At 70.2% G+C, this 26,760-nt stretch carries 23 protein-coding genes; 12 read left to right on the top strand and 11 right to left on the bottom strand.

The genetic code is table 11. The features are described from left to right. The first annotated feature begins 23 nt into the window (after positions 1-23). From MBA17_RS14945 to MBA17_RS14935, 3 genes are all read left to right on the top strand, one after another. Positions 24-923 (top strand): amidohydrolase family protein, encoded by a 900-nt coding sequence (locus MBA17_RS14945; protein ID WP_238497043.1) that lies wholly within the window; start codon positions 24-26, stop codon positions 921-923. A 14-nt stretch (positions 924-937) separates the two neighbouring features. Then, positions 938-1,498 (top strand): cysteine dioxygenase, encoded by a 561-nt coding sequence (locus MBA17_RS14940; RefSeq protein WP_238497042.1) that lies wholly within the window; start codon positions 938-940, stop codon positions 1,496-1,498. A 188-nt stretch (positions 1,499-1,686) separates the two neighbouring features. Beyond that, positions 1,687-3,987 carry an RICIN domain-containing protein gene (locus MBA17_RS14935; RefSeq protein WP_238497041.1) on the top strand — a complete coding sequence of 767 codons (2,301 nt, stop codon included), beginning with the start codon at positions 1,687-1,689 and terminating at the stop codon, positions 3,985-3,987. 33 nt (positions 3,988-4,020) lie between these two features. Here the strand turns inward: MBA17_RS14935 and MBA17_RS14930 are convergent, their stop codons facing one another. The 4 genes from MBA17_RS14930 to MBA17_RS14915 all read right to left on the bottom strand — a co-directional run bounded on the left by MBA17_RS14930 (position 4,021) and on the right by MBA17_RS14915 (position 9,158). After that, positions 4,021-5,133 (bottom strand): glycerophosphodiester phosphodiesterase, encoded by a 1,113-nt coding sequence (locus MBA17_RS14930; protein WP_238497040.1) that lies wholly within the window; start codon positions 5,131-5,133, stop codon positions 4,021-4,023. Positions 5,134-5,162: 29 nt separating this feature from the next. Continuing rightward, positions 5,163-5,930, bottom strand: a complete 768-nt coding sequence (locus MBA17_RS14925; RefSeq protein ID WP_238497039.1) for a (2Fe-2S)-binding protein — start codon at positions 5,928-5,930, stop codon at positions 5,163-5,165. Positions 5,931-6,070: 140 nt separating this feature from the next. Continuing rightward, a complete protein-coding gene (locus tag MBA17_RS14920) occupies positions 6,071-7,297 on the bottom strand; it encodes a CynX/NimT family MFS transporter (protein ID WP_238497038.1) in 1,227 nt (408 codons plus the stop codon). Between the two features lie 397 nt (positions 7,298-7,694). Further along, a complete protein-coding gene (locus MBA17_RS14915; protein ID WP_238497037.1) occupies positions 7,695-9,158 on the bottom strand; it encodes a benzaldehyde dehydrogenase in 1,464 nt (487 codons plus the stop codon). A gap of 209 nt (positions 9,159-9,367) precedes the next feature. Here MBA17_RS14915 and MBA17_RS14910 point away from each other — a divergent pair, with 209 nt between their 5' ends. From MBA17_RS14910 to MBA17_RS14885, 6 genes are all read left to right on the top strand, one after another. After that, a complete protein-coding gene (locus tag MBA17_RS14910) occupies positions 9,368-10,546 on the top strand; it encodes a thiolase family protein (protein ID WP_238497036.1) in 1,179 nt (392 codons plus the stop codon). A 249-nt stretch (positions 10,547-10,795) separates the two neighbouring features. Continuing rightward, positions 10,796-12,124 (top strand): 3-carboxy-cis,cis-muconate cycloisomerase, encoded by a 1,329-nt coding sequence (gene pcaB, locus MBA17_RS14905; protein ID WP_238497035.1) that lies wholly within the window; start codon positions 10,796-10,798, stop codon positions 12,122-12,124. Positions 12,125-12,180: 56 nt separating this feature from the next. After that, positions 12,181-12,939: a 3-oxoadipate enol-lactonase gene (gene pcaD / locus MBA17_RS14900; RefSeq protein WP_238497034.1), complete on the top strand. Its 759-nt coding sequence runs from the start codon at positions 12,181-12,183 to the stop codon at positions 12,937-12,939. A gap of 3 nt (positions 12,940-12,942) precedes the next feature. Continuing rightward, entirely contained in the window at positions 12,943-13,386 is a 444-nt protein-coding gene (pcaC, locus tag MBA17_RS14895) for a 4-carboxymuconolactone decarboxylase (RefSeq protein ID WP_238497033.1), read from the top strand. Then, positions 13,379-14,164 carry an IclR family transcriptional regulator domain-containing protein gene (locus MBA17_RS14890; RefSeq protein WP_238497032.1) on the top strand — a complete coding sequence of 262 codons (786 nt, stop codon included), beginning with the start codon at positions 13,379-13,381 and terminating at the stop codon, positions 14,162-14,164. The genes pcaC and MBA17_RS14890 overlap by 8 nt, the downstream gene beginning before the upstream one ends. An 83-nt stretch (positions 14,165-14,247) precedes the next feature. Further along, entirely contained in the window at positions 14,248-15,252 is a 1,005-nt protein-coding gene (locus tag MBA17_RS14885; RefSeq protein ID WP_238497031.1) for a LacI family DNA-binding transcriptional regulator, read from the top strand. A gap of 286 nt (positions 15,253-15,538) precedes the next feature. Here the strand turns inward: MBA17_RS14885 and MBA17_RS14880 are convergent, their stop codons facing one another. Continuing rightward, positions 15,539-17,125, bottom strand: a complete 1,587-nt coding sequence (locus MBA17_RS14880) for an MFS transporter (RefSeq protein WP_455432766.1) — start codon at positions 17,123-17,125, stop codon at positions 15,539-15,541. 57 nt (positions 17,126-17,182) lie between these two features. Here MBA17_RS14880 and MBA17_RS14875 point away from each other — a divergent pair, with 57 nt between their 5' ends. Continuing rightward, positions 17,183-17,578 (top strand): MerR family transcriptional regulator, encoded by a 396-nt coding sequence (locus MBA17_RS14875; RefSeq protein WP_238497030.1) that lies wholly within the window; start codon positions 17,183-17,185, stop codon positions 17,576-17,578. 195 nt (positions 17,579-17,773) lie between these two features. On the opposite strand, the gene MBA17_RS14870 is transcribed toward MBA17_RS14875, so the two are convergent. Then, a complete protein-coding gene (locus MBA17_RS14870; RefSeq protein WP_238497029.1) occupies positions 17,774-19,066 on the bottom strand; it encodes an MFS transporter in 1,293 nt (430 codons plus the stop codon). 82 nt (positions 19,067-19,148) lie between these two features. On the opposite strand from MBA17_RS14870, the gene MBA17_RS14865 reads away from it, so the two are divergent. After that, on the top strand, positions 19,149-20,132 hold the full coding sequence (locus MBA17_RS14865; protein ID WP_238497028.1) for a winged helix-turn-helix domain-containing protein: 984 nt from the start codon (positions 19,149-19,151) through the stop codon (positions 20,130-20,132). Positions 20,133-20,161: 29 nt separating this feature from the next. Here MBA17_RS14865 and MBA17_RS14860 read toward each other — a convergent pair whose 3' ends face one another. From MBA17_RS14860 to MBA17_RS14850, 3 genes are all read right to left on the bottom strand, one after another. Next, complete coding sequence (locus tag MBA17_RS14860; protein WP_238497027.1) at positions 20,162-20,953, bottom strand: glycerophosphodiester phosphodiesterase; 792 nt, start codon at positions 20,951-20,953, stop codon at positions 20,162-20,164. A 388-nt stretch (positions 20,954-21,341) separates the two neighbouring features. After that, positions 21,342-22,220: a glycerophosphodiester phosphodiesterase gene (locus tag MBA17_RS14855; RefSeq protein ID WP_238497026.1), complete on the bottom strand. Its 879-nt coding sequence runs from the start codon at positions 22,218-22,220 to the stop codon at positions 21,342-21,344. 308 nt (positions 22,221-22,528) lie between these two features. Continuing rightward, positions 22,529-23,992, bottom strand: coding sequence for a glycosyl hydrolase (locus tag MBA17_RS14850; protein WP_238497025.1), 1,464 nt, complete (start codon positions 23,990-23,992; stop codon positions 22,529-22,531). 314 nt (positions 23,993-24,306) lie between these two features. On the opposite strand from MBA17_RS14850, the gene MBA17_RS14845 reads away from it, so the two are divergent. Then, positions 24,307-24,756: an SRPBCC family protein gene (locus tag MBA17_RS14845; RefSeq protein ID WP_238497024.1), complete on the top strand. Its 450-nt coding sequence runs from the start codon at positions 24,307-24,309 to the stop codon at positions 24,754-24,756. Positions 24,757-24,990: 234 nt separating this feature from the next. Here MBA17_RS14845 and MBA17_RS14840 read toward each other — a convergent pair whose 3' ends face one another. Together MBA17_RS14840 and MBA17_RS14835 are read right to left on the bottom strand one after the other, a co-directional pair. Then, a complete protein-coding gene (locus MBA17_RS14840; protein WP_238497023.1) occupies positions 24,991-25,848 on the bottom strand; it encodes a carbohydrate ABC transporter permease in 858 nt (285 codons plus the stop codon). Continuing rightward, the gene (locus tag MBA17_RS14835) at positions 25,848-26,732 is read right to left on the bottom strand and encodes a carbohydrate ABC transporter permease (RefSeq protein ID WP_238497022.1); all 885 of its coding nucleotides are present in this window, start codon (positions 26,730-26,732) and stop codon (positions 25,848-25,850) included. Before MBA17_RS14835 ends, MBA17_RS14840 begins: the two co-directional genes overlap by 1 nt. Positions 26,733-26,760 lie beyond the last annotated feature (28 nt).

Here is a 26,760-nt window from a genome sequence, read left to right as displayed (position 1 = left end):
ATGACAAGAGCGAGGGGGGAAGAATGAGCGTCGATGTGCACCAGCATCTGTGGACACCCGCGTTCGTCGACGCCCTCCGCAGACGTACGGCGGCGCCGCGTCTCGACGGCTGGACGCTCCACCTCGACGGCGAACCGCCCTACGAGGTCGATCCCCGCGACCACGACCCCGCCCGCCGCGTCACGCCCGGCCTCGACCTCGCCCTGGTGTCACTCTCCAGCCCGCTCGGCGTCGAACACCTCCCCGCCGCCGAGGCGTGGCCGATCATCGACGCCTACCACGACGACGCGCTCGCCCTCCCCGGCCTGTTCCGCGTCTGGGCGGCCACCTCCGTCACCGAGCCCGACCCCGCGCGCCTGGCGAGAGACCTCGACCGGGGGCCGGCCGGGTTGCAACTGCCCGCGACCGCCGTCCAGGATCCCGCGGGGCTCGCCGCCGTCGCGCCGCTCCTCGACGTCCTCACCGACCGCGACCTGCCGCTGTTCGTCCACCCGGGCCCGGCGGCGCACCGGCGCGGCGACCCCTCATGGTGGCCCGCCCTGGTGCCGTACGTGCAGCAGATGCACGCGGCCTGGTACGCCTTCCAGACGTACGGCAGGCCGCGCCACCCCCACCTGCGCGTCTGCTTCGCCCTGCTCGCCGGGCTCGCCCCGCTGCACTCGGAGCGGCTGATCAACCGGGGCGGCGAGGGACGCGGCCAGGTCGACCGGCAGACCTACGTGGAGACCTCCTCCTACGGCCCGCGCGCCATCGACGCCATCGTCCGCGAGCTGGGCGTCGACGTCGTGGTCAACGGCTCCGACCTGCCGTACGCCACGGCTCCCCCGACCGGTCTCGGCGACGCCGCGGACCACGCCATCCACACCACCAATCCGCTACGCCTGCTCGGCCCGCACGTCAGCACGACGGCGGCCACGATCTGAAAGGAGTCGCACCCATGCAGCACGAACGAGGCGGTCAGTCGTGTGCTCTCGAGACGCGGCTCCCCGAGGAGCACTGGTCCGGCATACCCGAGCGCAACCTCGACCGGCGCGAGCTGCGCGCACTCGTCGACGAGCTCGCCGCCGACCCCACCCGCTGGGCCGAGCACGTGGAGTTCCCCGAGGAGGGCGGGCGGCACTACGCCTCGCTGTACCGGGACTCCTACGTGGACATCTGGCTGCTGTGCTGGCGGCCCGAGGACGACACCGGATGGCACGACCACGACATCTCCTCCGGAGCCGTGCACGTGGTGGCCGGCGCGCTCCAGGAGTGCAATCCGCGGATCGGCGGGGAGCACCTTGAGACGGTGGTCACGGCCGGGGACTCCTTCTCCTTCGGACCCGACCACATCCACCGTCTCACCGGGGCCGCACACGGGAGCGTGTCCATCCACGCCTACTCACCGCCGCTGTGGCGACTGGGTCAGTACTCCATCTCCGACAGCGGCGTCATGCGCCGCGTCTCGGTCAGCTACGCCGACGAACTCCGGCCGATGGACACGCCCCAGAACGCCTGACCGCCCACCCGTTCCCTGCTCGCGGTCCCCGAGCAGGGAACGGCTGCCTCTCCCGTGCCGAGGCCGAGCACCAGGTACCGGTTGCCTTCGGTCGGGCCACCGGGGGCGGCGGATGGCGGCGGCGCCGGGGGGATCACTTGCCCGTGCGCGGTGTTAAAGCAGACCGGCCGCGCGGTAGGCACTCGGGCATGACGATGCCTCCACAGAACCAGGTCTTCTACATCACCAGCAGCGCACCGCCGAGTGCTCCGGGCAAGCCGTACGTGCTCGGCGTCCAAGGCGATAACGTGGACAACGGCAGCCCCGTCATCGTGGAGCCTGCGGAGTTCACCGACGCGCAGGGTCAGCTCTGGACCATGGACAGCGATGGTCACATTCTCAGTCAGCTGGGGAAGTGTGCGCTCACCTGGGATTCGCCAACAAATCAACTCGTCGTCGCCGAGCTCGGTGATTCCGGTTATCCGCTCCAGCTCTGGGCTGCGACCCCCGATGGTTTCATCAAAAGCACATCGATGGACGACCTGGTGCTCACACTCGTGATCGACAACGGTCAGCGGGCCGCCGTCCTCGACCCGCAGTTGGGCGGAGTCCCGCAACGCTGGATCCTTCAAGCGCCGGCGTCGCCCCCGGGCAATGCGACGAGACCGAAATGGGCCTTTTTCCAGAGCGGTCTGCAGGACGACACGGAAAACGCCTGCCTGCTCAACGTGCAATGGGACCAGACCACTTCCGGCGCCAACGTCATCGTCTGGCCACTGGGCGATGCCGTCGCGACCAACGAATTGTGGCAGGTCACGCCGGACGGGCGGATCCTGAGCGACCAAGGCAACAATCTCGTCCTCACCATGGGCCCGGTCGCCCCTGGAGGCGGCAACTCCGTCACCGTGGAAACCCAGCAAAATCCTCTGCCGCTGACGCAGGTATGGGATTTCAGCACGCCGAACCAGATCCGCAACGCGTTCTCGGGAGAGTACCTCGTCCCCTCGGGCGCAACCCAAGGCCCGATCACCTTGTCCGACGGAGACTTCGTCCTGGCGGCGGGCGTGCCGGAAGAGGGAACCACGACGAGTTATACGTGGTACACCGCTCCGTCCTCGTCGCTGAAGGAGGTCATGGCGCAGCCGCAAACGCCGTTTCAGGAATTCACGGACGGACAGGCCGACGCGTACAAAGACCTCCTCACCATGCTTCAGATCACGTCGCTGCGTGCCGAGTATTACAACCTCGACACCACCCTGTCCGACTATGGCAGCCAGATCGCGTCCTGGACCGAGGCACCGAACGGCGTCAAGCAGGCGGATTGGGACGCGGTACGCGACCAATTGCTTCTCGAGATCAGGTACGCCAACACCACGCGCAACCTGTTCGAGAACTACCGGGCCTTTCACCTCGCCCTGTTCGTGGACAACGGCGCCCTGCTCAACGAGGCCATCGCCGACGCGGGACTCACCCAGGGTGAGAACGCGCCGAACGTCTCAGGATTCATGCTCTCCTTGTTCGAAGGCCTCGCCTATACCGGGTTGTGCGCCGCGCCGGGCGTGGGCCCGGTCCTGGGGAATCTGATGGAGGCGGGTATCAGCATCGCTCTGGCGGCGGGATCCGGCGCCGGCAGCATCTCGCCCGACCCGTTCCAGGTGGCGGTCTCCGAGCTTTGGGAGCAGCTCAGTGACAACTTCGACGCGCTGCTGATCTCCATGGGGAACATGGAGATCACGATTCTGCAGGACTGGGGGAAACTGCAGAGCGTGTACCAGTTGACGCGTCCGCAGCAGAACGGGTGCGACTCGCTGTACTGGAACCCGAACACGACAGCGCAGCTCGTCAATGCCGCGCGCACGGGTTACATGATCTCCGTGATGCAGATGCTTCTGCCCGTGAAGTATCAGATCTACACGACGCAGGATACCGATTTCTTCCCTGATGACTGCCCCGACTCCGCGAAATGGCAGTCGGGCGGGACGAACTACTGGATCGCGACCAACGACAACGCCGGGGAGTACCCGGCCGAATGGACGATGCAGAAGGACATCTGGGGTAACGGCGTCAGGCAGGCGAACTTCTTCCTGTCCGCCGCCGGCTGGGCATTCGCCAGGTCCGACGACAACGATGGGCTCTCGAAGGACAGCACGTTCACCTTCACCAACCTGACGCCGAACCTGCTTGAGCTGGCCAGCTCAGAAGCCCAGATCGATGTGCAGATTCCCCCCTACCAGAGCTTTGGTGTGGACTTGAATATGGACCAGCACGAGGCGACCACCTTCAACTTCCAGGTGACGGATCTGAACAATCCCCAGGGCGATATCCCGCAATTCACGGTGCAGGTGTCGGCACCCGCCTTCCATGGCACCCAAATATCGATCACCACGCCGAGCGGTGTTTCTGGGTACCAGTTCACACCCGCGATCGGTAACACCAACGTCGCCGGCCTCGGTGGTGGTGGTCCCGAAGGGTTCACGGCGGCCGGGAGTGTCGGGCTCATCCAAGCCTGATCTCGGCCGGCAATCGAGCCCTAGGTCAGCCCTTCAGTCGTCCTGGCCGCGGTCGCCGGGGCGGGACAGGGCGGCGCGGGCCGTGCCGGGGTTGTCGGCGAAGAGGCCGTCCACGCCGAGCGATGCCAGGCGGGTGATCCACGTCGTGACGTCGCCGGTGGCCCGCGGATAGGCGGCGGCGGCCGGGTCGCCGAGACGGTAGTCGGCGGGCAGCTGGGAGTTCTCGTCGCGGATGGTCCAGGTGTGGACGGCCAGACGGGACCGGTGGGCGTCGCGGATCAGGTTCGTGGGCGCGAGGAGGCGTCCGTCGGGGCCGGCCGGGACGATCCGGCGGGTGTCGACGCCGACGCCGTCCGCGTAGCGGGACACCTCGCGGAGCCCGTCCGCGGTCACCATCCCGTCATAGGTCAGGGGATCGCCCGCGGCCACCCGGTCGTACGGCGCGCCGGTGGCGGAGATGAGCTGGATCAGCGGCAGCCGGGTCTTCTCAGCCAGCTCCCGCAGGTTGGCCGTCTCGAAGGACTGGATGAAGATCTTGCCGTCGTAGCCGGTTCTGGCCACCGTGTCGAGCAGCGGCTCCTCAAGGGACAGGCCGATGGAGTCGAAGTAGGTGGGGTGCTTGGTCTCCGGGTAGACGCCCACGCCGTGCCGTTCGGCCAGCCGCAGGACCTCCTCGAAGGTCGGGATGAGGGCCAGCCCGTCGAAGGCGGTGTTGCCGGGGCGCAGGTCGGGGATGCGCTCCTTGGCCCGGAGGGTGCGCAGTTCGCCGTACGTGAAGTCCTCGGTGAACCAGCCGGTCACCTTCAGGCCGTCGATGGTCTTGGTGGCCCTGCGGTCGGCGAACTCCGGGTGCGCGGCGACGTCGGTGGTGCCCGAGATCTCGTTCTCGTGCCTGGCGACCAGGACGCGGTCCTTGGTGGAGACCAGGTCGGGCTCGATGTAGTCGGCGCCGAGCGCGATGGCGGCCTCGTAGGAGAGCACCGTGTGTTCGGGACGCAGCGCGCTGGCGCCCCGGTGGCCGATGACGATCGGGTCGTTTCCGCGCCGGTCGGCGGCGGCGGTTTCAGGTCGGAGGAGCACACCGGCGACCGTACCGCCCACCAGGACGGCCAGGGCACCTGCCATGAGGCTGCGCGTGAAGGTCATGGCGGGACCGTACGGCCCGCAGGTGAAGATCAGGTGCTTTTGCGGCCACGCCCCGACACACAACAGGTTGCGCACGGGTCCGTGTCGGGCAGCGTGATCCACAGGCAGCAGGTGCGGCGGCGGTACTTCTCACCGGAGAAGTCGATCAGTCCGTCGACCGGCCAGCCGACGGAGACGTGCAGCCCCGGCACGTCGGTGGGCGGCAGGATGTCGGCGAAGGCGGTCAGCGGGTGGGTGAGCGCCTCGGCGGTGGACCCCCACAGGTTGCGCTCCCCGACCTTGGTCAGCCGCCCGAGCGCCCTGATCAGCGGGCGCTGCCCGTCGAGCAGCGCCTCCTTGATCACCCCCCCGAGATTCTCGGCCACGATGGTGCCCGGCGTCCCCGCCCACGGGTCGTCGGGCAGCACCGCGGTCTGGATCGAGGTGGCCGCGATGGTCACGCCCGTGTCGGAGACCTTGAAGACCGTGTCCTCGAAGCGCATGACCGGCACCCGCCGGTTCAACGCCCACCCGAGCGCCATGGGCACGGTGTGCCAGTAGCCGTAGCCCTTCCAGAACAGCGCCGCGCCGACGTGCCGGGACGCGCTCCGCGCGGTGGCGGTGTCCTCGACGAGCCCGTCGAGCAGCTCGTACGGCTCGCGCACCAGGTCGGTCGCCGGGGTCCAGCCGGTGACCTCCGGGGTGCGCAGCTCGGGCAGCACACCAAGCACGCCGCCACGCCGGGCCGCCAGCCGTACGAGCAGCTCGCTCAGCTCCGAGAGCACGCCGACGGCGGGCTCCGCAAGAGAAACAGTCATCTGACACCTCGATGCATCAAGGTAAGGCTTACCTAAGATACATCACAGGATCATCTCCTCGTCCACCGGTATCGTGCTTCCCGCGACCACCGCCGACGAGCGCGCCGATCCGGCGGCTCGTCGCCCGCTCAGGCCTTCGTTCAGGCGCGCTCTCTCGCGGGTGCCGCCCGCGCCGACCGACCCGATGGCGGACGGCCCGCGAGGAACCCGAATCCCGTCTGGAGCCCGCAGATGCCCAGCCCGACGGCGAGCGGCACGCCCCAGCCGCCCGACGTCTGCCGGAGCAGGCCGATGAGCAGCGGGCCGAGCGCCGCGAACGCGTAACCGAAGGTCTGCGCGACGGCGGACAGCGCGGTCACCGAGGCCGGATCGGGCGCCCGCAGCGCGATGATCAGCAGCGCGAGCGCGATCGACGCGCCCTGCCCGACGCCCAGCACGATCATCCACAGCCACGGCACGGTCGTCGGCGCCAGCCACACCCCGAGGTAGCCCACGATGGTGAACAGCGCCGCGAGGGTCACGTGCGGCACCTGGGACCTGGCCCGCCCGGCGTGCACGGGAACGCCGAGGGTGGCGATCACCTGGGCGAGGTTGGTCAGGCCGAGCAGATAGCCGGCCTGGTCGGCGGGCAGCCCGGCCTCCAGGAAGATCGTCGGCAACCAGGCGAGCATCACGTAGAAGGTGAGCGACTGCAGGCCCATGAAGATCATGACGTACCAGGTCACGCGTCTGCGCAGCAGTGCACGGTACGGCCTCGGCCCGTTGGCGTACGACCCATGCGGGCGGCGCAGGGCCTGCGGCAGCCAGAGCACCGCCGCGACGACGGCCGGGAGCGCGACGGACGCGGCGACCTCGCGCCAGCCGAACCCGGTGGCCCGCTCCAGCGGGATCATCAGCCCGGAGGCGGTCGCCGCGCCGACGACCAGGCCGGAGACGTAGATGCCGGTGAACAGGCCGATCCGGTCGGGGAAGTGCTGCTTGACCACGCCGGGCATGACCACGTTCAGGATGGCGATGGCCGTGCCCGCGACCGCCGCGCCGAGGTAGAGCCCGGCCAGGCCGTCAAGGCTGCGCAGGACCACTCCGGCGGCCAGGATGAGCAGACCGGCCAGCACCGTGCGGTCCAGGCCGATCCGGTTGGCCAGCAGCGGCGCGAGCGGCGCCAGCAGGCCCAGGCAGACGACCATCACGGTGGTGATCGCACCGCCCGCCGCCGGGGTCAGCCCGAGATCGGCCATGATCTGGTCGAGCAGCGGCGAGACGCCCGCCAGCGCCGGGCGCAGGTTGAGCGAGACGAGCACGAATCCGATGATCAGCAGGACGGATGCGGACCGTCCCCTCACCGGCGCCAGCCGATCGATGTCCACCGAACACTTGTATCAGAGGCCCAGAACACCTCCCCTTGACCCCATCGCCTCCGAGCGGCGGACCGCAAGGCGGGCCGGGTTCCGGAAAAGCGGACCGGCCGTGCTCACGCCGCTGCAGGAGACCGGCCCCGCGCTGGAGGAGGCCGCCCGCGCGGCGGCGCGGGCTCCGCCGGCGGAGGCGTGCTCGCCGGCGGAGTACGTAGCGGATGGTGGCCGGTGACGCCGGCTTGCGTCGCGCGGCGGCGGCGCAGGCTCCGCCGGTCACCGGCGAGGACGTGCTCGCCGGGCTCGCCTGCGTCCCCCTGTGAACCGGTGTCTCCCAAGGGGCATCGGTTCGTCCAGCGGAAGCACCTCGCCACCCGAGCGCATCGGTCACCCGGGGCGGACGGTATGCGGGTCAGAAGGGGTACGGCGCGATGTCTCCCTGCATGGTCACCCACTGGGTCTCGGTGAACGCCGCCAGGTTGGCGCTCGTGCCGCCGAACCGTGAGCCGGTGCCCGAGGCGCGGACCCCGCCGAACGGCGCGACGGCCTCGTCGTCCACGGTCTGGTCGTTGATGTGCACGATCCCGGTGGGGATCCGGTCGGCCAGGTCCAGGCCGCGCATCACGTCGCGGGTGAGGATGCCGAGTGACAGGCCGTACTCGCTGTCGCAGGCCATGTCGACCGCCTGGTCCGGCGAGTCGAACGACAGGACGGGGGCGACCGGGCCGAAGACCTCCTCGGCGTAGGCGGGGACGTCGGCCATCGAGCCGCTGAGCACGGTGGGCCGGTAGAACAACTCCTCGTAGGCGCCGCCCGCGGCCAGCGTCGCGCCCGCCGCCACGCTCGCGGTGACCAGGCCGTGGACCTTGTCCCGCTGACGCGCGTCGATCAGCGGGCCGAGCGCGACCTGTTCGGTCGCCGGGTTCCCGACCGGCATGGCGTCGGCCTTCGCGGCGAGCCGCTCGACGTACTCCGCCGCGATCGAGGCATGGACCAGGTGTCGTCCCGCCGTCATGCAGATCTGGCCCTGGTGGAAGAACGAGCCCCACGCGCCGGCGGAGACCGCCAGGTCCAGGTCCGCGTCGTCCAGCACGATCAGCGCCGAGTTGCCGCCCAGTTCCAGGTGGACGCGCTTGAGGTGGCGGGCCGCGAGTTCGCCGACCTTACGGCCCGCGGCCGTGGAGCCGGTGAAGGAGACGACCCGCACCTGCGAGGCGGCCACGACGGCCGCACCGGCGACGGCGTCGCCGGGCAGCAGGTGCAACAGCCCTTCGGGCAGGCCCGCCTCCTCGAAGACGCGGGCGATGGACACACCGCCGCAGACGGCCGTACGGGGGTCCGGTTTGAAGACGACCGCGTTGCCCAGCGCGAGCGCCGGGGCGACCGACCGGATGCCGAGGATCAGCGGCGCGTTGAAGGGCGCGATCACCCCGACCACCCCGACCGGCCTGCGCCTGGCCAGGCTCATCCGCTTCTTGGCGGTCGGCAGGATCTCCCCCTGCGGCTGGGAGGCGAGCGCGGCGGCCTCGTAGCACTCCTGCGCGGCGACATGCGTCTCGAAGGCCGCCTTGCCGGGGATCGACCCCGACTCCCTGACGAGCCAGCCCTGGATCTCGGCCGCGTGCTCCTCGAACAGCGCCCCGGCCCTGCGCAGTACGGCGGCGCGTTCCTCGAACGAGGTCGCCGCCCATGCCCGTTGCGCGTGCCAGGCCCGTTTGGCGGCCACCTGGACGTCGCGCGGACCGGCGATCCCGGCCCGTCCGATCTCCGCGCCGGTCGCCGGCTCGATGATCGCGGCGTCACCGGCCAGGGAGACGGTCCAGCCGCCATGGCCGTAGATCCTGCCTGCCCACACCGTCGGATCCAGGAAGGTCATCAAGTATCGCTTTCTATGGAGGGAAATCACGAGCGCGGCGCCGGCAACAGGGGGCGAGGAAGTGTTCGCTATGCGTACAGCTATTCTCTGGACGAACGCTCTTGTATCGCGGAAGCTACGCCGGACGTTCCTGGCGTGTCAACGGGCCGCCCGGGAACCCGTCCGGTAACGCGGCCCACCATGAAGGCCCGGATCCATTGGAGGAGACCGTGACCGCAGACGTCTTCGTGCTGGACGCAGTGCGCACCCCCATCGGCCGGCATTCGGGGGCGCTCGCGGGCGTCCGGCCCGACGATCTGGCCGCCCACGTCGTGCGGGCAGTCACCGAGCGGGCCCCTGAGCTGGACCCTGCCGCGATCGACGACGTGTTCTTCGGCGCCGCCAACGCCGCCGGCGAGGACAACAGGAACGTCGCCAGGATGGCCGTGCTGCTCGCCGGGCTGCCCGTCACCGTGCCGGGGACCACCGTCAACCGGCTGTGCGGCTCCGGGCTGGAGGCCGCCGTCGCGGCGTCCCGGGCGATCGCCGTCGGGGACGCCACGCTCGCCGTGGCCGGGGGCGCGGAGTCGATGAGCCGCGCGCCCTGGGTCGTGCCCAAGCCCACGCGGGCGTACACGCGGGGGCCGCAGACCATGCACGACACCGCGCTCGGCTGGCGGATGGTCAACCCCGCGATGCCCGAGCAGTGGACGGTCGCGCTCGGCGAGGGCGCGGAGATCCTCGCCGAGCGGTACGGCATCACCCGCGAGGCCCAGGACGCCTTCGCGCTCGGCAGCCACCGGCGCGCGGCGGACGCCTGGCGGCGCGGCGTCTACGCCGACGAGGTCGTGCCCATCGCCGGGCTGGAGCACGACGAGGGAGTGCGGGCCGACTCCACGATCGAGGCGCTGGCCCGGCTGGCGCCCGTCTTCCGCACCGGCGGCACCGTCACCGCGGGCAACGCGTCCCCGCTGAACGACGGCGCCGCCGCCCTGCTGCTCGGCGACGAGGCCGGCGCGGCGCTGTCCGGCCGTACCCCGCTGGCCAGGATCGTCTCCCGGGCGGCGGCCGGGGTCGAGCCGCAGCTGTTCGGCATCGGGCCGGTCGAGGCCGCGCGCACGGCGCTCAAACGGGCCGGGCTGTCGTGGTCGGACCTGAGCGTGGTGGAGCTCAACGAGGCGTTCGCGGCGCAGTCGCTGGCCTGCCTGGCGGACTGGCCCGAGTTGGACCCGTCGATCGTCAACGCGAACGGCGGGGCCATCGCGATCGGCCATCCCCTCGGCTGCTCGGGCGCGCGCATCCTCGGTTCGCTCGCCTGGGAGCTGCACCGGCGCGGCGGCGGGTACGGCCTGGCCGCCATCTGCATCGGTGTCGGCCAGGGCCTCGCGGTCGTCCTGGAAGGCTGCTGACATGCCCCGGCACACCTCGACGCCGGCCGCCACGGCCGCGCTCGACTCGACGCGCTCACATCACCCGGAACGGACACCGACCCCCACTCTCACGGTCACCCGAGGCACGACAGCCCCGCACAAGACCCCCACCCTCCCCATACGAACACCGGCCCCCAACACCATCACCCGAGGCACGACGCCCCCGCACGAGACCCCCTCCCTCCGCATACGAACACCGGCTCCGACGGCCACGGCGGTGATGCGGTCATGAGCGGGATCTTCGCGGGGACGTTCGGGCGGGGCGGGGTCGCGGCCGAGGTCTCCGGCGCGGGCTGGGTGGCGGCGATGCTGGACGTGGAGGCGGGGCTGGCGGCGGCCCAGGCGGCCGCGGGGCTGATGCCCGGGGACGTGGCGGAGGTGATCGCGTCGGTGTGCCTGCCCGAGCGGTACGACCTGGACGCGTTGGCGGAGCGGGCCGGGCCGGCCGGGAATCCGGTGATCCCGCTGGTGGCGGCGCTCCGCGAGCTCCTCCCACCCCCGATGCGGAAATATGCGCACCTGGGAGCCACCAGCCAGGACATCAACGACACCGCCACCATGCTCATCGCCAAACGAGCCCTCCTCCCCCTCCGCGCCGACCTCGACAACGCCGCCAACGCCTGCGCCGAACTCGCCACACGGCACGCGGCCACCGTCATGGCGGGCCGTACCGTGTTGCAGCACGCCGTGCCCATCACCTTCGGGCTCAAGGCCGCGGGCTGGCTCACCGCGCTCGACCACGGCCGCGCCCGGCTCGCCGGCCTGCGCCTCCCCGTGCAGTACGGCGGCGCGGCGGGCACGGTGTCGGTGCTCGGCGGCCGGGGCCACGAGGTGATCCCCCTGTTCGCGGCCGAACTCGACCTGGCCGAACCCATCATGCCCTGGCACTCCGACCGGACCCCGGTCGCCGAACTGGCCTGCGCCCTCGGCCTGGTGTCCGGCACCCTCGCCAAGATCGCCACCGATGTGAAACTGCTCGCCCAGACGGAGGTCGCCGAGGTGGCCGAGCCGTCGGCGCCCGGCAGGGGCGGTTCGAGCGCGATGCCGCACAAGCGCAACCCCGTCGGCGCGATGTCCACACTCGCCTGCACGCAGCGGGTGCCCGGCCTGGTCGCGTCGGTGCTGACCGGGATGGCGCACGAGCACGAGCGGGCGGCGGGGCCCTGGCAGGCCGAATGGGAGACCGTCGGCGACCTGCTCCGGCTGACCGGCAGCGCGGCGTCCTGGATGTACGAGGTCCTCGACGGGCTGTCGGTGAACGCCGGGCGGATGCGGGAGAACCTCTCGGCCACCGGCGGCCTCCTGATGGCCGAGCACGTCGTGGCGATGCTGGGCGGCGGCCCGGAGAACCGCAGGATCGTCGACGAGGCGTGCGCCCGCGCCCTGGACGAGGGCAGGCCGCTCCGCGAGACGCTGGCCTCCTCCCCGCTCACCGCGCAGCAGATCGAGGACGCCCTCGACCCGGCGGGCTACCTCGGCTCCGCCGGCACCTTCGTCGAGCGCGCCGTGGCGGCACACCGCCGGCGACCGGACCGACCCGCACCGCGACAGCCATAGATTCACGCCATCACACCCGCCGTCATCGTTGAGCCCGCACACCGACAGGAGACAGCTTGATCCCGCACCACGAGATCCTCGGCGACCCCGGCGCGCCCGCGCTGGTGCTCGCCTCCTCGCTCGGCACCACCTCGTCCATGTGGGATCCGCAGGCCGATCTCGCCGACCGCTTCCGGGTGATCAGGTACGACCACCGGGGACACGGCCGGTCCGCCGTGCCCGCCGGGCCGTACACGCTGGCGGACCTCGGCGGGGACGTCCTCGACCTGCTCGACCGCCTCGGGGTGGAGCGGGCGCACTTCGCGGGCCTTTCGCTGGGCGGGATGGTGGGCATGTGGCTGGCCTCCCACGCGGCGGATCGGATCGACAGGCTCGCGCTGCTGTGCACGTCGGCGCGGCTGGGCCCGGCGCAGATGTGGACGGACCGGGCGGACGCCGTACTCCGCGACGGCACCGCGTCGCTCGCGGACGCGGCGGTGACACGCTGGTTCACCCCCGGCTTCCGCGAGCGGCGGCCCGACGTGGCCGGCTCCTACCGGACGATGGTGGCGGAGACCTCCGACGCGGGGTACGCCGCGTGCTGTCTCGCGATCCGCGACATGGACCTCACCGATGATCTGGCCGGGATCTCCGCGCCCACGATCGTCATCGCGGGCGAGGACGACCCCGCGACGCCGGCCGACCCGCACGGGCGGGCGATCGCCGCGGGAGTGTCCGGCGCGCGGCTGGTCATGGTGCCCGGGGCGCACCTGGCCAGCGTGGAACAGCCGGACCTCGTGTCCGGGTTGCTGCTCGATCACCTGACAGGGAGCTGACCTGTGGACCAAAGGGACCGATGGGCCGCCGGTGACGCCACCCGCCGCGCCGTGCTCGGGGACGATCACGTCGATCGCGCCGCCGAGCGCGGCACCCCGTTCACCGCCGACTTCCAGGACTTCATCACCCGGTACGCCTGGGGGGAGATCTGGAACCGGCCCGGCCTGGACCGGCGCACCCGCAGCTGCGTCACCCTCGCCCTGCTCACCGCGCTCGGCCACGAGCACGAACTGGCCATGCACGTGCGCGCGGCGCTGCGCAACGGGCTGACCGCCGAGGAGATCAAGGAGGTGCTGTTGCAGACGGGGGTCTACGCGGGCGTGCCCGCGGCCAACCGCGCCTTCGCCGTGGCGCAGGCCGTACTCGAAGCCATGCCCGAGGCCGTGCCCGAGGCCGTGCCCGAGGCCGTGCCCGAAACTGTTCCCGAAGAGGGCGCGGATGGGTAGCGAGGTGGTCGAACCGGTCGACCGCGGCTCCGAGCACGTGCAGTCGCTGGCCCGCGGGCTGGCGGTGATCAAGGCCTTCAGCGCCACCGCCCCCGAGCTGACCCTGAGCGACGTGGCCAGGGCGACCGGGCTGACCAGGGCGGCGGCCAGGCGGTTCCTGCTGACGCTCGCCGACCTCGGCTACGTCCGCACCGACGGCAGGCTGTTCGCGCTCACGCCACGCGTCCTGGAACTCGGCTACGCCTACCTGTCCAGCCTGACGCTGCCCGAGGTCGCCGAGCCGCACCTGGAACGGCTGGTGGCGGAGACGCACGAGTCGGCCTCGATCGCGGTGCTCGACGACGAGGACGTCGTCTACGTCGCGCGGGTGGCCGCGACCAGGATCATGCGGGTCACCATCAACATCGGCACCCGCTTCCCCGCGTACTGCACGTCGATGGGCCGGGTCCTGCTGGCCGGGCTGACCGTCGGCGAGCTCGCCGCCTACCTGGAGCGGGCCGAGCTGGGCAGGGTCACCGCCCGGACGATCACCTCCCCGGAGGATCTCACCGCCGAGCTGGCCAGGGTGCGCGAGCAGGGCTGGGCGCTGGTCGACCAGGAGCTGGAAGAGGGCCTGCGCTCCATCGCGGCGCCCATCAGGGACCGGTCGGGCAGGGTCGTCGCGGCGGCCAACATCTCCACCCATGCCAGCCGTACGACCGTCGAGGCCGCGCGGCGCGACCTGCTGCCCGCGCTGCTCGCCACGGCCGGGCGGATCGAGTCGGACCTGCGCGCATGATTCGGCCGGCCGCGTGACGGACGATCGGGAGCGCTCCCAAAGACAACGTTGTCAGCGCGGCCGAGATAGGCGATGATCGGGCCGTGACCCGTCCGACCATGAAGGACGTCGCCACCCTGGCCGGTGTGGCGCTCAAGACCGTCTCACGGGTCGTCAACGACGAGCCGGGGGTCAGCGACGCCACCGCCGTCAGGGTCAGGACCGCCATCGAACGGCTCGGCTACCGGCGCAACGAGAGCGCCCGGGTGCTCCGCAGCGGCCGTACGGCCAGCATCGGGCTGGTCATCGAGGACGTCGCCGATCCCTTCTACTCCTCGCTGAACCGCGCGGTCGAGGACGTCGCGACCAAACACGGTTCCCTGGTGCTCAGCGGCTCCTCCGCCGAGGACCCGGTCCGCGAACGCGAACTGGTCCTCACCTTCTGCTCCCGGCGGGTCGACGGGCTGATCGTCGTCCCCGCCGGCTTCGACCACGACTACCTGCTCCCCGAGTTGCAGGCCGGGATCGTCACCGTCTTCGTCGACCGTCCGGCGGAACCGGGCCTCGACGTCGACACCGTCCTGTGCGACAACACCGGCGGCGCCCGCCTCGCCGTGGGCCACCTCCTCGCACACGGCCACCGCCGCATCGCCTTCCTCGGCGACAGCCCGTCGATCTTCACCGCCCGCGAGCGCCTGCACGGCTACCGCCGCGCCCTGACCGCCGCCGGGCTGGCCCCCGACGAGCACCTGATCAGCATGGGACCACCGGACCGGGCCCGCGTGGCCTTCGAGCTCGACCGGATGCGCGCCCTCCCCGACCCGCCGACCGCCCTGCTCACCGGCAACGGCCGCCTCACCGTCGCCACCCTGCGGGCCTTCGCGGGCGCCACGTCACCGCGCCTCGCCCTGGTCGGCTTCGACGACTTCGAACTGTCCGACCTGATCGTCCCCGGCGTCACGGTCATCGCCCAGGAGCCCGCCAGGCTCGGCCGTACCGCCGCCGAACTCCTCTTCCGCCGTCTCTTCGGCCACGACGGCCCACCCGAACACCTCCGCCTGCCCACCCATCTGATCACCCGCGGCTCGGGCGAGATCCCACCCCACTGACGACGGCGCAATATTCGGACGCAAATTCGGACACAAAGCTATTTTTCCGACAATTATCCCTATGCGGCGGCCGCGGGCCAGGTCGCGGTTCTGGCCCATATGTCGAAATGGGGGCCCGAACCTAGGTCACCGGTGTGGACCCGCCGGGATTCGGCCACCCAGATGGAGCCATGGGCCAGTAGGGGGAGTTGGAAGAGGGCCAGGGTCGGCCGAGGGTGGACGGCGATGCCGTAGACGCCGCCGGGGAGGCGGGCGGGGTCCGCCCCGCTCCCGGCCGCGGCCGGTCTCAGGCCTGGCCGAGAACCTCCGCCGTCTCGGCGGGTGCGGGTTCGGCGACCGGTGGCTGTCTGCGGAGGGCCACCAAGGCGAGTACGGCCAGGGCCAGGGTGGCGACAGCGCCGATCCCGGCGACGAGGTTGAGGCTTGCGGTGAACGCTTCCCGGGCGGGGCCGAGTACGGCGTTCGCCTGGGCGGACGAAAGGTGGGCAAGGGCGGTGACCGCGGCCTCGATCGAGTCGCGGGCGGCGGAGGTCGCCTCCGGCGGGAGGCCGGCGGGAAGCGCGGCGGGCACGGCCTGACGGTAGACGGCGGCTCCGACGCTGCCCAGGACGGCCACGCCCAGGGCCAGGCCGAGTTCGGTGCTCGTTTCGGACATGGCCGCAGCGGATCCGGCCTTCTCAGGCGGGGCGGAGCCGACAACGAGGTCGGTGCTCAGCGCCATGATCGGGCCCTGGCCAACGTAGACGACGATGATGCCGGCGATCAGGAGGGGGAGTCCGGCCGCCTGGTCGAGCAGGGCCAGCAGGAGGAAGCCGGCCGCCGACACCGCCAGGGACCCGGCGACCACGACCCGCTCGGGCAGTCGCCGTACCAGGATGGGGGCGGCCAGGGAGGTGAGGATCATGGCGACCGACGAGGGCACCAGCCACAGGCCCGCCGCAAGCGGGGACAGGCCCTCGACTCCCTGGAGGAACCGCGTGACGAACAGGTAGGTGCCGGCGGTAGCGGCCAGGCCCAGGAGCAGGACGAGCAGGGCGCCGGTGAGGGCGCGATTACGGAAGAGCGTCACGTTGAGCACCGGGTCGGCGAGCCCGCGCTGCCGCCGCCAGAACACCACTCCGGCGGACAGGCCGGCCAGAACGATCCCACCGCTCAGGACCGGGTCGCCCCCGTGGGACAGCAGCTTGACGCCGTACACGATCGTCAGCATGGCGACCAGGGAAAGCGCGACGCTGACCAGGTCGGGCCGCCCTGCGGTGGTGTCGCGGTACTCCGGGAGCAGCAGCGGCCCGCCCACCAGCAGCAGCGCCATCACCGGCACGGCGATCAGGAACGCCGCCCCCCATCCGAACGATTCCAGCAGCGCCCCGCCGACCACCGGCCCCAGGGCGACTCCGCCGGACATGCTCGCCGCCCAGATACCGATGGCGGCCCCCCGCTGGCGTGCGTCCCGGAACATGTTGCTGATCAGCGCCAGCGTGGAGGGCATCAGCGTCGACCCCGCAATCCCGAGCAGCGCCCGGGCGGCGATCAGCACCTCCGCGCTGGGGGCGTACGCGGCGGCCACCGATGCCACGCCGAACGCCCCCGCTCCCCACATCAGCAGCCTGCGTCGCCCGATCCGGTCGCCCAGCGTCCCCATCGTCACGAGGAATCCGGCGATCATGAATCCGTAGACGTCGGTGATCCACAACATCTGCTCGCTGCTGGGCTGCAGATCCGCCATGAGATGTGGCACTGCGAGGTAGAGCACCGTGACGTCCATGGCCAACAGCAATGTGGGCAGGGCCAGCATCGCGAGCCCGGCCCACTGGCGCGCCCCAGCGATATCCGGTCGCCGACCTGCGACTTCTCGTTTAAATGGCGATGTCATGCGGCAAAGCTAAACTGTCACATCCATGTGATAGTCAAGCCGTACGCCGGAGGAAACATGCGCATCGGGGAGCTCGAACGCCGCACCGGGGTCAACCGGCGCCTCCTGCGCTACTACGAGGAGCAGGGCCTCCTCCGCCCCGAGCGCAAACCCAGCGGCTACCGGGAGTACGTCGAATCGGACATGGCAACCGTCCGCCACATCCGCAACCTGCTCGCCGCCGGACTCTCCACGACCACCATCGCCGACCTGCTGCCCTGCATGGGCAAGGACGGTGACGCTCTTATCGCCGACTGCCCCGAGCTCCTGCTCGACCTCCACCGCGAACGCGCCCGCATCCAGGCCGCGATCCACGAACTGGAGACCGCCCGCACCACCCTGGACGCGGTCATCGCCACCGCACCCCCCGAGGCCGAGCAGGCCGCCCGCGCCTTGCTCTCCCCAGCGTCCTGACGGATCCGATACGGCAGGCGCACGGGCTGCTGGTGCCGGCCATCACCCACCGCAAGGGCAACCTGTCACGGATCTCCACTCGCTCACCTGGAGCTTCGCTTCACCTGACGTACGCGCCCTCTGCACGTTCGGCATCGACACCGAAGAGTCAGGCGAATGCGTGATCGTCTGGCTGGCTGTGGGATACCACGACACCTACCCCTGATCCAGGTCAACGTGGCGGGGAACCGCGCCGCCCTTCTCTGGTGGCACGGCGACAGGCAGTCGCGGAGGCACGATCGGCGCCTGTCGCGCGGGTCGGTCCGGGGACAGGTGGCGGCGGAGGGCGAGGGCGGCGAGCATCGCGCCCAGACCCGCGACGGCGATGGCCTGGTGCGGGGGGACGAACTCGGCGAGCAGCCCCACCAGGCCGGCGCCGAGGGCCTGGCCGGTCATCAGCCCGGCGGAGGCGAGGCCGAACGCCTGACCGCGATTCCGTTCCGGCACCGCGTCGACGAACCGTCGTTGCAACCCCAGGGTGTAGGCGAGACAACCGGCGGCCAGCGCGGCGAGCACGGCCGTCAGGGCGAGCCCCGGCCGCACCACGAAGGCCAGCAACGGGAGGCCGAGCAGCACGGCCACCGGGAGCGAGAGCCGCTCGCGCATACGCGGCCGGGCGAACCTGCCCATCGCGAACTCGCCCACCGCCATCCCCACCGCCGCCGCGGCCAGCGCGATCCCCGCCGTGCCCGCCGTACCCGTCCCACTGAGATAGGGAACGAACAGCGCCTCGGCGCCGGCGAGGAACATCACGGGCACCCACTGGGAGAGCAGCAGTCCCCGCACCCGGGTGTCGGCGAGCATCTCCCGGTTGACCCGCAGGGTCGTGCCCACCGCGCCCCGGTTCCGGTCGCCGCGCGCCGGACGATCCGGCAGCCCGAACCGGAGCACCAGCGCCGCCACCGCCGACAGGGCCGCCGTGACCGCGAGCGCGCCCTCCGCCCCGACGAGCGCGATGAAGCCGCCGCCGAGGCCGAGGCCGCAGACCTGCGCCGCCGCCGAGGTCACGCCCAGCAGGGACCTGCCCAGCACGAAGGCGTCTCCGGGCAGCAGGTCGGGCAGCAACGCGTTGCGCGCGGCGCCGAAGACGGGGGCGAACAACCCGGTGGCCAGCACCAGCACGAGCATCGCCCAGATCGGCATTCCGGCGAAGGCCAGCGCCAGACACACGACCACCCGCATCAGCTCGCCGACGACCATCAGCGACCGCGCCCTGAGCCGGTCGGCGAACGAGAGCAGGAAGGTCCCGCCCACGATGTACGGCAGCCAGCCCACCATGTACGCCAGGGCCGACAGACCGGGCGATCCGGTGCGCTCGAACACCAGCACCGACAGCGCCAGCATCTTCACCGTGTCACCCGCCACCAGCAACGCGAAGCTGCCGAACAGCACCCGGAACTCGGGAACGGCGAACACGTCCGCGAACCGTGCCCCACGTTCTTCTGCCACGCCTTCTTCTGTCACGAGACGGATGCTCCGGCACAGATCCCACCAGCCGCTAAGCTTTCGGCCATATCCGAAAGGCAAGCGGATGATCAGACTCGCGGTCAGCTCACAGGACATGGTGAGCAGCCGGTTCACCATCTCGCCGCTGATCGAGACCATGCACGCGCTCTGGACCATCTCCGGCAGGCACGAGGCGGGAATCCACCGGCAGTGGGTGGAGCGCCGGCAGGAGACGTACAAGGTGCTCGAACGCGCGCACCCCGGGCTGCGTGCCATCGCGGCCATCTCCGGCAACAGGGGGAACTCCAACGTCGACTTCATCGCGCCGCCGCCGTCGGGGGTGAAGGTGTCGTTCGACGACGAGCTGGCGGTCGTCCGGGCGACCCCCGTCGAGCAGGCGCACGCCGAGGTCGCGAGGGTGCTGGCCATGCTCCCGCGGGCCGACCCGGAGATCCGGGAGCTCCTGCTGGGCCCTGACGTGGTGCGGATCATCGCCGACGCGTTCGCGATCGCCTGGACGGAGATCGTCGCACCGGCGTGGCCGTTCTTCCACGCGGTCCTGGAGCGCGACGTGGTCCAGCGGGCCGGACGACTGGCGACGTACGGCTGGGCGGCGGCGCTGGACGATCTCAGCGCCCAGTGTCGCTGGCGGCAGGGGCACATCGAGCTGCGGATGGGCGACAGCGAGCGAATCTGCCGGCTCGACGGCAAGGGCCTGCTGTTCCTGCCGACCCTGTTCAGCAACCGCATGGGCGCTTACCTTGAGGAATCACCGCGATTCGCCCTCATCTACCCCGCCCGGGGCATCGCCGCCCCGCTGCCCGCGGCGAACGACGGCCTCGCCGTACTGATCGGCCGCACCCGCGCCCGCATCCTGCTCGAACTCGCCGCCCCCGGCACCACCACCCAGCTCGCCGCCCTGCTCGGCATCGCCCTGGGGACCACCGGCGAGCACCTCACCGCGCTGCGCCGCGCCGGCCTCGTCACGGCCACCCGCACCGGCCGCAGCGTCCTCTACCAGCGCACCTCCCTCGGCGACGCCCTCACCGCCGGCGCCTTCCCCGCCTGAGTTCGGGCCCGAGCGCCTTCGGGCCTCGCCTAGACGCGGGTGAGCCCGCGCAGCACGTCGGGCTTGTTGGTGATGATGCCGCCGACCCGGTAAGAGATCAGGCGGCGCATGATCGCCTGGTCGTCCACGGTCCAGGTGAAGAGTCCCATCCGGTGGGCGCGGACGCGCCGTACGTAGTCGGGGGTGATGTCGCGGTGCGGCGCGTTGATCCGGCTGGCGAACTCCGCCACCTCCGGGAGTTCCTCGCTGGTCGGGGTGCCGAGCAGGCCGATCGGAACCTGGGGCAGCGTGTCGTGGAACATCCGCATCGAATCCCAGTCGAACGACTGCACGATGAGCCTGCCGGGTTTCAGCCACGCGGGATGGCGCCGCAACTCGTCGGCGACCCGGGCCTCGATCCCTCCGTAGAGGCGCGGCGTCTTCAGCTCCAGCAGCAGGCCGAGCCCGCTGCCGCTCATCGCGCGCAGCACCTCGCCGAGCGTCGGCACCCGCTCCCCCCGGTACTTCGCGGCGAACCACGAGCCCGCGTCCAGCCTGCGCAGCTCGGCGAAGGTGAGATCGCCGACCCGCCAGGGCGCCCGCTCGGGGAACACCTCCTCGGCGTCGGTGGTGCGGGCCAGGGTGGCGTCGTGCATCACGACCAGCCTGCGGTCCCTGGTCTCCTGGACGTCGAACTCGACCATGTCGGCCTGCTGCCGTCGCGCCAGCTTGAAGGCCGCGACGGTGTTCTCCGGCGCGTACGCGGACGCTCCGCGATGCGCGACGTTGACGACCGTGGACGGCGGGGCGGCGACGGCCTCGGGAACGATCGCCGCCAGCACCGCGAGGACGGTGGCGACGATGAGGCCGAGCCGTCCGCCCGGGCCGCGAAGCGCTCCGGGGCCTCGAACCTGACAGGCAGATCTCGTGCCTAGTTTATAGGCGAATAGCCCGTTGTTGCCTAGTCGGTGAGCATTTATCCTGAACCGGGTTACCGCGTTCCGCCATGCCACGGTGATTATATATACAGGAATTCGACGCCGAACTTAGCGGCAAAATGCCGCGCGTCGGAGACCGATGATATCGGCAGGCTTTTCGTCGATAAAGAAGTAGGTTCGTTTATATATATTCCGATTCTCAGTCGTTTGGTAGGGCTCGTGGCCGGCGGCAGTGGTCCGCCGCCCCAGCGCCAGGAGCCGGCCCCTCGATGGGGCCGGCTCCCGTGGTCGATCAGGCGGCGCGCCGTGAATCCTGGATCACCCGTCGCAGCACGTCGGGCTTGTTGGTGATGACGCCGTCCACCCGGTGGGAGATCAAGCGGCGCATGACCTCCGGGTCGTCGACGGTCCAGGGCAGGATGTCCATGCGGAGATCGTGCACCCGGCGGACGTACTCCGGGGTGACGTCGGCGTGCGGCGGATTGATCTGGCTGGCGAACTTCGCCAGGGCCGGGAGTTCCGCGGTCGCCGGCGTGCCAAGGAGGCCGACCGGGACCTCGGGCATGGCCCGGTGGAACGTACGCATCGAACCCCAGTCGAACGACTGCACGACGAGCCGGCCGGGCCTCAGCCACGACGCGTTACGGCGCAGCTCGTCGACGATGCGACCCTCGACACCGTCGTAGAGGCGCGGTTCCTTGACCTCCAGCAGCAGGCCGAGCCCGCTGCCGTTCATCGCGCGCAGCGCCTCGCCGAGCGTCGGCACCCGCTCGCCCTTGTACTTCGACGCGAACCACGAACCCGCGTCCAGCTTGCGGATCTCCGCGAGCGTGAGGTCGCCGACCCGCCAGGGGCCCCGGTCGGGGAACACCTCCTCGGCGTCGGTGGTGCGGGCCAGGTTCGTGTCGTGCATGAGGACCAGCTCGTGATCCTTGGTCTCCTGGACGTCGATCTCGAACATGTCGGCCTGCTGCCGTCGCGCCAGCTTGAAGGCCGCGACGGTGTTCTCCGGCGCGTACGCGGACGCCCCTCGGTGCGCGACACCGATGATCGTCGACGGCGCTACGGCGGCGGCCACGGGGGCGACCGTCGCCAGAACCGCCAGGGTGGTCACGACGATGAGGCCAAGTCGGCGGAACAGTGCTCTTTCCGGGCTGGGGAAGCGTCGCATGACCCTGAATTTGACAGCCAGATATGGCGCAAAGTTGTTTGCCAAGTGGCCCGCCGATGCCGAGAAGGTGAGCATTAGCCGCAAACGGGATGGTGACCGGCAGTCGCCCCGGCCCCTTCTCGATGACGTCCAGGGTGCCCGAAGGCCGACAAGATCGACCTCTCCGTGGCTCGCGGCGAGGCGTTTGGGGCGACGCGCGTTTCGCCGGTGTTCGCCTCATCAGGATCTGCCCACTCAGCTGCCGCGGTCTCTGATGTCGGTGGCGCCGGTGCCCTCGGTGTCGGGTGGCCCGACACCGAGGACGGTCATCACCGCGGAGTGAGCAGCATGAGGCCGACCGCGTTCTTGGTCAGTCGCACCCGCTGCACCACCTTGGTCACCGGCGTGTCCGTTGTGGTGTCCATTTCGCGGGCGAAGGTGGTGGTGCCGTTGTAGTTGTAGTTGTTGTGCGTGGTGTCGACCAGCCAGCGCTCGATCCTGACCCGCCTGCCGGAGAACAGCTTTGAGGGCAGATCGTCCACCGTGATCGTGGTGTCGTAGACGTCACCACCCGTCTCGGCCTGGTAGTTCCAGTACATGACGGCCACCCGGCTGGAGTCGGCGTGCGCGAGGGCCGCCAGACCGATTCCGTCGGTCTGGGCGGCTCCGGGGCTGATCCGCATGTCGAGCCGCTCACCGTCCAGGCCGGGCTTGAGCATGCCCAGCATCACCACGACGTGGCCGAACGGCAGGCGGACACCGTCCAGGCCCTCGACGAACATGTCCTTCCGCAGGTTCTCGCCGTGGTGGACCACCCATTGGAACGGGCGGTTCATCTTGCCGATGATGTAGTACCTGCTGACCGCGGCGATCCCCGCGGCCTGGACGAGCTGGTCGTGCTTGAGGTCCTCTGCAGGGGTACGGCCGTGGGTTCCGCCATCGGTGTCGCCGCCGTACAAGCCGAACTCGGTCACCCAGGCCGGGGTCGCGGGGTTGAGACCGGCGCCGCTCAGCATGCTCTGCACCCGGCTGCGCTCGCTCTGGGCCTGGATCGGTGCGTCGAGCAGGCCGTAAGACTGGTAGCAGACGAAGTCCAGCCGCTTGCCCTTGTCCTGGTCGGCGGCGTAGAGGGCGAAGAAGGGGTTCATCCACTCAGGACGCGGCCGCGAGATCCCCGGCCCGCCCATGATGATCGGGATGGCGGGCTTCAGTTGCGCGTTCACCGCGTTGACCGCCCGGTAACCGGCCCGGTAGAAGGGGTAGAACTGGCTGGGTGTCATGTTCCCTGACGACGCCTGATTGGCCTCGCCCCATGGCACGACACTGTCGATCTGCGGATAGCGCTTCTTGTGGTCCAGCAGCGTGGTGCGCACGATCTCCTCCCACAGCGCCGGGGTCTTGGCCACGCTGGGCGAGCTGATGATCAAATGCAGTCGGCTGCTGTAGGCGGCGGCCTGGTCCAGGTAGGGGTAGTTCTTGGCCAGGTCATACGTGCCCGTGTCCGGGTTGTAGTAGCGGTCCGGCCTGGCGAAGACCCGCGCCCACTTGATGTGGAAGTCGTTCTTGAGCTGGTCCATCGTCTTGGGGCCGAGCGGGCCGCGCTTGAAGTACCAGTTGGCGTGCGTGTGGCTGATGTACCAGGCGGGGTTGGGGAAGCCGCCCATGCCCAACGAGGCGTTCACGGTTACGCTGCCGGAACTCACCGTACGCGCGACGGCTGGGGTGGCGAGGCCTGCGGCGGCGAGGCCACCGATGCTCGCCAGCAGCGTACGGCGAGGCAGTTTCTTGTCCATGATGGTGATTCCCGGAGTGGTCAGTTCAGGGCGCGGGGGCGATGCACTGGATGTCCTTGAGTGCCCCGGCCTCGGTGAGTCGCTTTGTGGGCCGGAACTTGCGAAGGATGTCCGTCTTCTTTCCAGCTCCGCGCAGGCGAATAGAACATGATCGACGTCGCAACTCTGGTAATCCCCGTGCGCATCATTCGGCCAGGGGATGCCATCCAAGCAAGGGCGATCATCGTGAGGCAACTGAAGCCGCCATCAGAGGCCTGCCGTTATACCGCCGACATACCGCACCCGCAGCCACCGACCGGTTCTAAGATCGCCAGGTGGCCTTCTTCCAGATCGAGCGCGCGTCGCGGCTGCCCGTCGACGAAGCCTGGCGTCGCGTCACGGAGTGGGCACGGCACGGGGACCATGCCCCGCTGACCTCGGTCGTCGTCACCACGCCGCCCCCGACGCGGGCCGGCACGTCGTTCGTGGCCCGCACCGGCGTCGGCCCCATCGCCTTCGACGACCCGATGGAGGTCGTCCGCTGGGACCCGCCTGCCGCCGGCCGCCCGCACGGCTCCTGCCGGGTGGTGAAGCGCGGCACGGTCATCACCGGCTGGGCCGAGATCGAGGTCCACCCGCACACCACCCCGCCGGGAACCGCATCGAAGGTCATCTGGCGGGAGGAACTACGGATGCGCTGGGTTCCCCGCCCCCTCGACGGCCTCACCGCCCCGGCGGCCCGCCTCTTCTTCGGCCGCACCCTCTCGGCCCTGCTCGGCGAATAGGAGACTCAGCGGCATCGCCCAGTCTCCGTTCCGCAGCGTGCACCTCACCGAATCAGCGGCCCACCTGTCTCCCCCAGGCTCACTCCCTCGCCGGTTTCACCGGAGAAGACGGCCGACGGCCGGGTCGATACGGCGGCCGGCCAGGTGCGCTGGAGTGGCGTGGACCGGCGGACGCTCAGTGGCGGCGGCGGGTGGCGCTCAGGTGGCTGTGCCGTACAAAAACAAAAGAGCGGGTCAGCCCTTGAGCGCGCCGGCCATCAGGCCGCGCATGAAGAAACGGCCGAGCAGGATGTAGATGATCATTGTGGGGATGGAGGAGAGGATCGCGGCGGCCATCTGCTGGCTGTAAGGGGTCGCCTGGGCGCCGGCGATGTTGTTGAGCAGGACCGTGGCGGGCCAGCTCTGCGGGCCGGTGAGGAAGACGGCGAACAGGAAGTCGTTCCACATCGAGGTGAACTGCCAGATGATCACGACGGCGAAGGCCGGGGCGGAGACGGGGAGGACGACCGACCAGAAGGTGCGGAGCATGCCGGCGCCGTCGACGCGGGAGGCCTCGATGAGCTCGTCGGGGATCGTGACGTAGTAGTTGCGGAAGATGAGGGTGCAGATCGGGATGCCGTAGACGACGTGCGCCAGGATGAGGCCCGGGATGCCGCCGTAGACGCCGAGGTTCACCATGACCTGGACCAGGGGGATCATGACGCCCTGGTAGGGGATGAACATTCCGAAGAGGAACAGGGTGAACAGCAGGTCGGAGCCCGGGAAGCGCCACTTGGAGAGCACGTAGCCGTTCATCGAGCCGAGGATCGCCGAGATCAGCGAGCCCGGTACGGCGAGCAGGAAGCTGTTGACGAGACCGGGACGCAGCTTCTCCCAGGCGACCCGCCACGCCTCGAACGTCCAGGTGCCCGGCAGGTTCCACGCCTGTCCGGGATCGGCCTCGGTGAGCGGTTTGAAGCTGGTGGCGAGCAGCACGTAGACCGGGATGAGGAAGATCACCAAGAAGAGGATCAGCAGGGTCAGCCGGATGCCGTACGAGATCCGGGCCCGCGCCCTCGACCGGTCCGGCGGAGCCTGGGCGACACTCGTCATCAATGCTTCTCCCGGCGGACGGACCAGATCAGGTAGGGAACCACGAAGACGGCCACCGAGAGCACGATGTAGGAGGCGATGGTGGCGCCCTTCGCGGGATCGTGGGAGTCGAAGACGGCCACCCACATGAACACGGCGGGCACGTCGGTGATGATCTGCTTTCCGGAGACCGCGACGATCAGGTCGAAGACCTTGAGCGAGATGTGGCCGAGGATGATCAGCGCGGAGAGGGTGACCGGCCGGAGGAAGGGCAGCACGACGTAGCGGTAGACCTTCCACTCGGTGCAGCCGTCCACCCGCGCCGCCTCGCGCAGCTCCTCCGGGACCCCGCGGAACCCGGCCAGAAACAACGCCATGACATATCCGGACATCTGCCAAATCGCCGGGATGGCCATCGCGGCCATCCCCCAGTCCTGGTTCCTGAACCACTCCCACTGCAGGAAGTCCAGCCCGATCGAGTCGAACAACCGGTTCAACCCGACCGCGCGCTCGTCCTGCCCGGAGTTCATCAGCCAGCGCCAGACGATGCCGGTCGCGACGAACGAGATCGCCATCGGGAAGAGGTAGATCGCCCGGAACGTCCCCTCGCCCTTGATCCCCTTCTCCATCAGGAAGGCGAGCAGCCAGCCGAGCACCAGTGCCCCGCCGACGAAGACCAGGGTGAAGACGATCGCGTGGTTGACCGAGATATGCCATCTGGGTTGATCCCACAGCTCGACGAAGTTCGTCAGCCCGACGAACTTCCCCTCCGAGATCTCATCGTGCTTGTCGGTCATGGCGAGCTGGAAGTTCCAGCCCAGCATGCCGTACACGAAGACCGCGATCGCCACGATCGACGGCGTCACCAGCAGTAGCCCAGGCAGCCACCTGCGCACGCGTGTCACTTACGTCCCTTTCCGAGCCGTACGGCCC

This window comes from Dolomitihabitans soli (assembly GCF_022213955.1).
Taxonomy (GTDB): Bacteria; Actinomycetota; Actinomycetes; order Streptosporangiales; family Streptosporangiaceae; genus Streptosporangium_A; species Streptosporangium_A soli.
Note: the sequence above shows the minus strand (reverse complement) of the source record. Positions and strands in the feature narration are given on the sequence as shown.

What these genes read in the sequence shown, in the direction of transcription:
- MBA17_RS14925 (WP_238497039.1), bottom strand. Translation starts at nt 5,930, where the DNA reads ATGACTGTTTCTCTTGCGGAGCCCGCCGTCGGCGTGCTCTCGGAGCTG.
- MBA17_RS14875 (WP_238497030.1), top strand. Translation starts at nt 17,183, where the DNA reads ATGCGCATCGGGGAGCTCGAACGCCGCACCGGGGTCAACCGGCGCCTC.
- MBA17_RS14850 (WP_238497025.1), bottom strand. Translation starts at nt 23,992, where the DNA reads ATGGACAAGAAACTGCCTCGCCGTACGCTGCTGGCGAGCATCGGTGGC.
- MBA17_RS14890 (WP_238497032.1), top strand. Translation starts at nt 13,379, where the DNA reads ATGGGTAGCGAGGTGGTCGAACCGGTCGACCGCGGCTCCGAGCACGTG.
- MBA17_RS14945 (WP_238497043.1), top strand. Translation starts at nt 24, where the DNA reads ATGAGCGTCGATGTGCACCAGCATCTGTGGACACCCGCGTTCGTCGAC.
- pcaB (WP_238497035.1), top strand. Translation starts at nt 10,796, where the DNA reads ATGAGCGGGATCTTCGCGGGGACGTTCGGGCGGGGCGGGGTCGCGGCC.
- MBA17_RS14930 (WP_238497040.1), bottom strand. Translation starts at nt 5,133, where the DNA reads ATGACCTTCACGCGCAGCCTCATGGCAGGTGCCCTGGCCGTCCTGGTG.
- MBA17_RS14840 (WP_238497023.1), bottom strand. Translation starts at nt 25,848, where the DNA reads ATGACGAGTGTCGCCCAGGCTCCGCCGGACCGGTCGAGGGCGCGGGCC.
- MBA17_RS14865 (WP_238497028.1), top strand. Translation starts at nt 19,149, where the DNA reads ATGATCAGACTCGCGGTCAGCTCACAGGACATGGTGAGCAGCCGGTTC.
- MBA17_RS14935 (WP_238497041.1), top strand. Translation starts at nt 1,687, where the DNA reads ATGACGATGCCTCCACAGAACCAGGTCTTCTACATCACCAGCAGCGCA.
- MBA17_RS14880 (WP_455432766.1), bottom strand. Translation starts at nt 17,125, where the DNA reads ATGACATCGCCATTTAAACGAGAAGTCGCAGGTCGGCGACCGGATATC.
- MBA17_RS14915 (WP_238497037.1), bottom strand. Translation starts at nt 9,158, where the DNA reads ATGACCTTCCTGGATCCGACGGTGTGGGCAGGCAGGATCTACGGCCAT.
- MBA17_RS14855 (WP_238497026.1), bottom strand. Translation starts at nt 22,220, where the DNA reads ATGCGACGCTTCCCCAGCCCGGAAAGAGCACTGTTCCGCCGACTTGGC.
- MBA17_RS14940 (WP_238497042.1), top strand. Translation starts at nt 938, where the DNA reads ATGCAGCACGAACGAGGCGGTCAGTCGTGTGCTCTCGAGACGCGGCTC.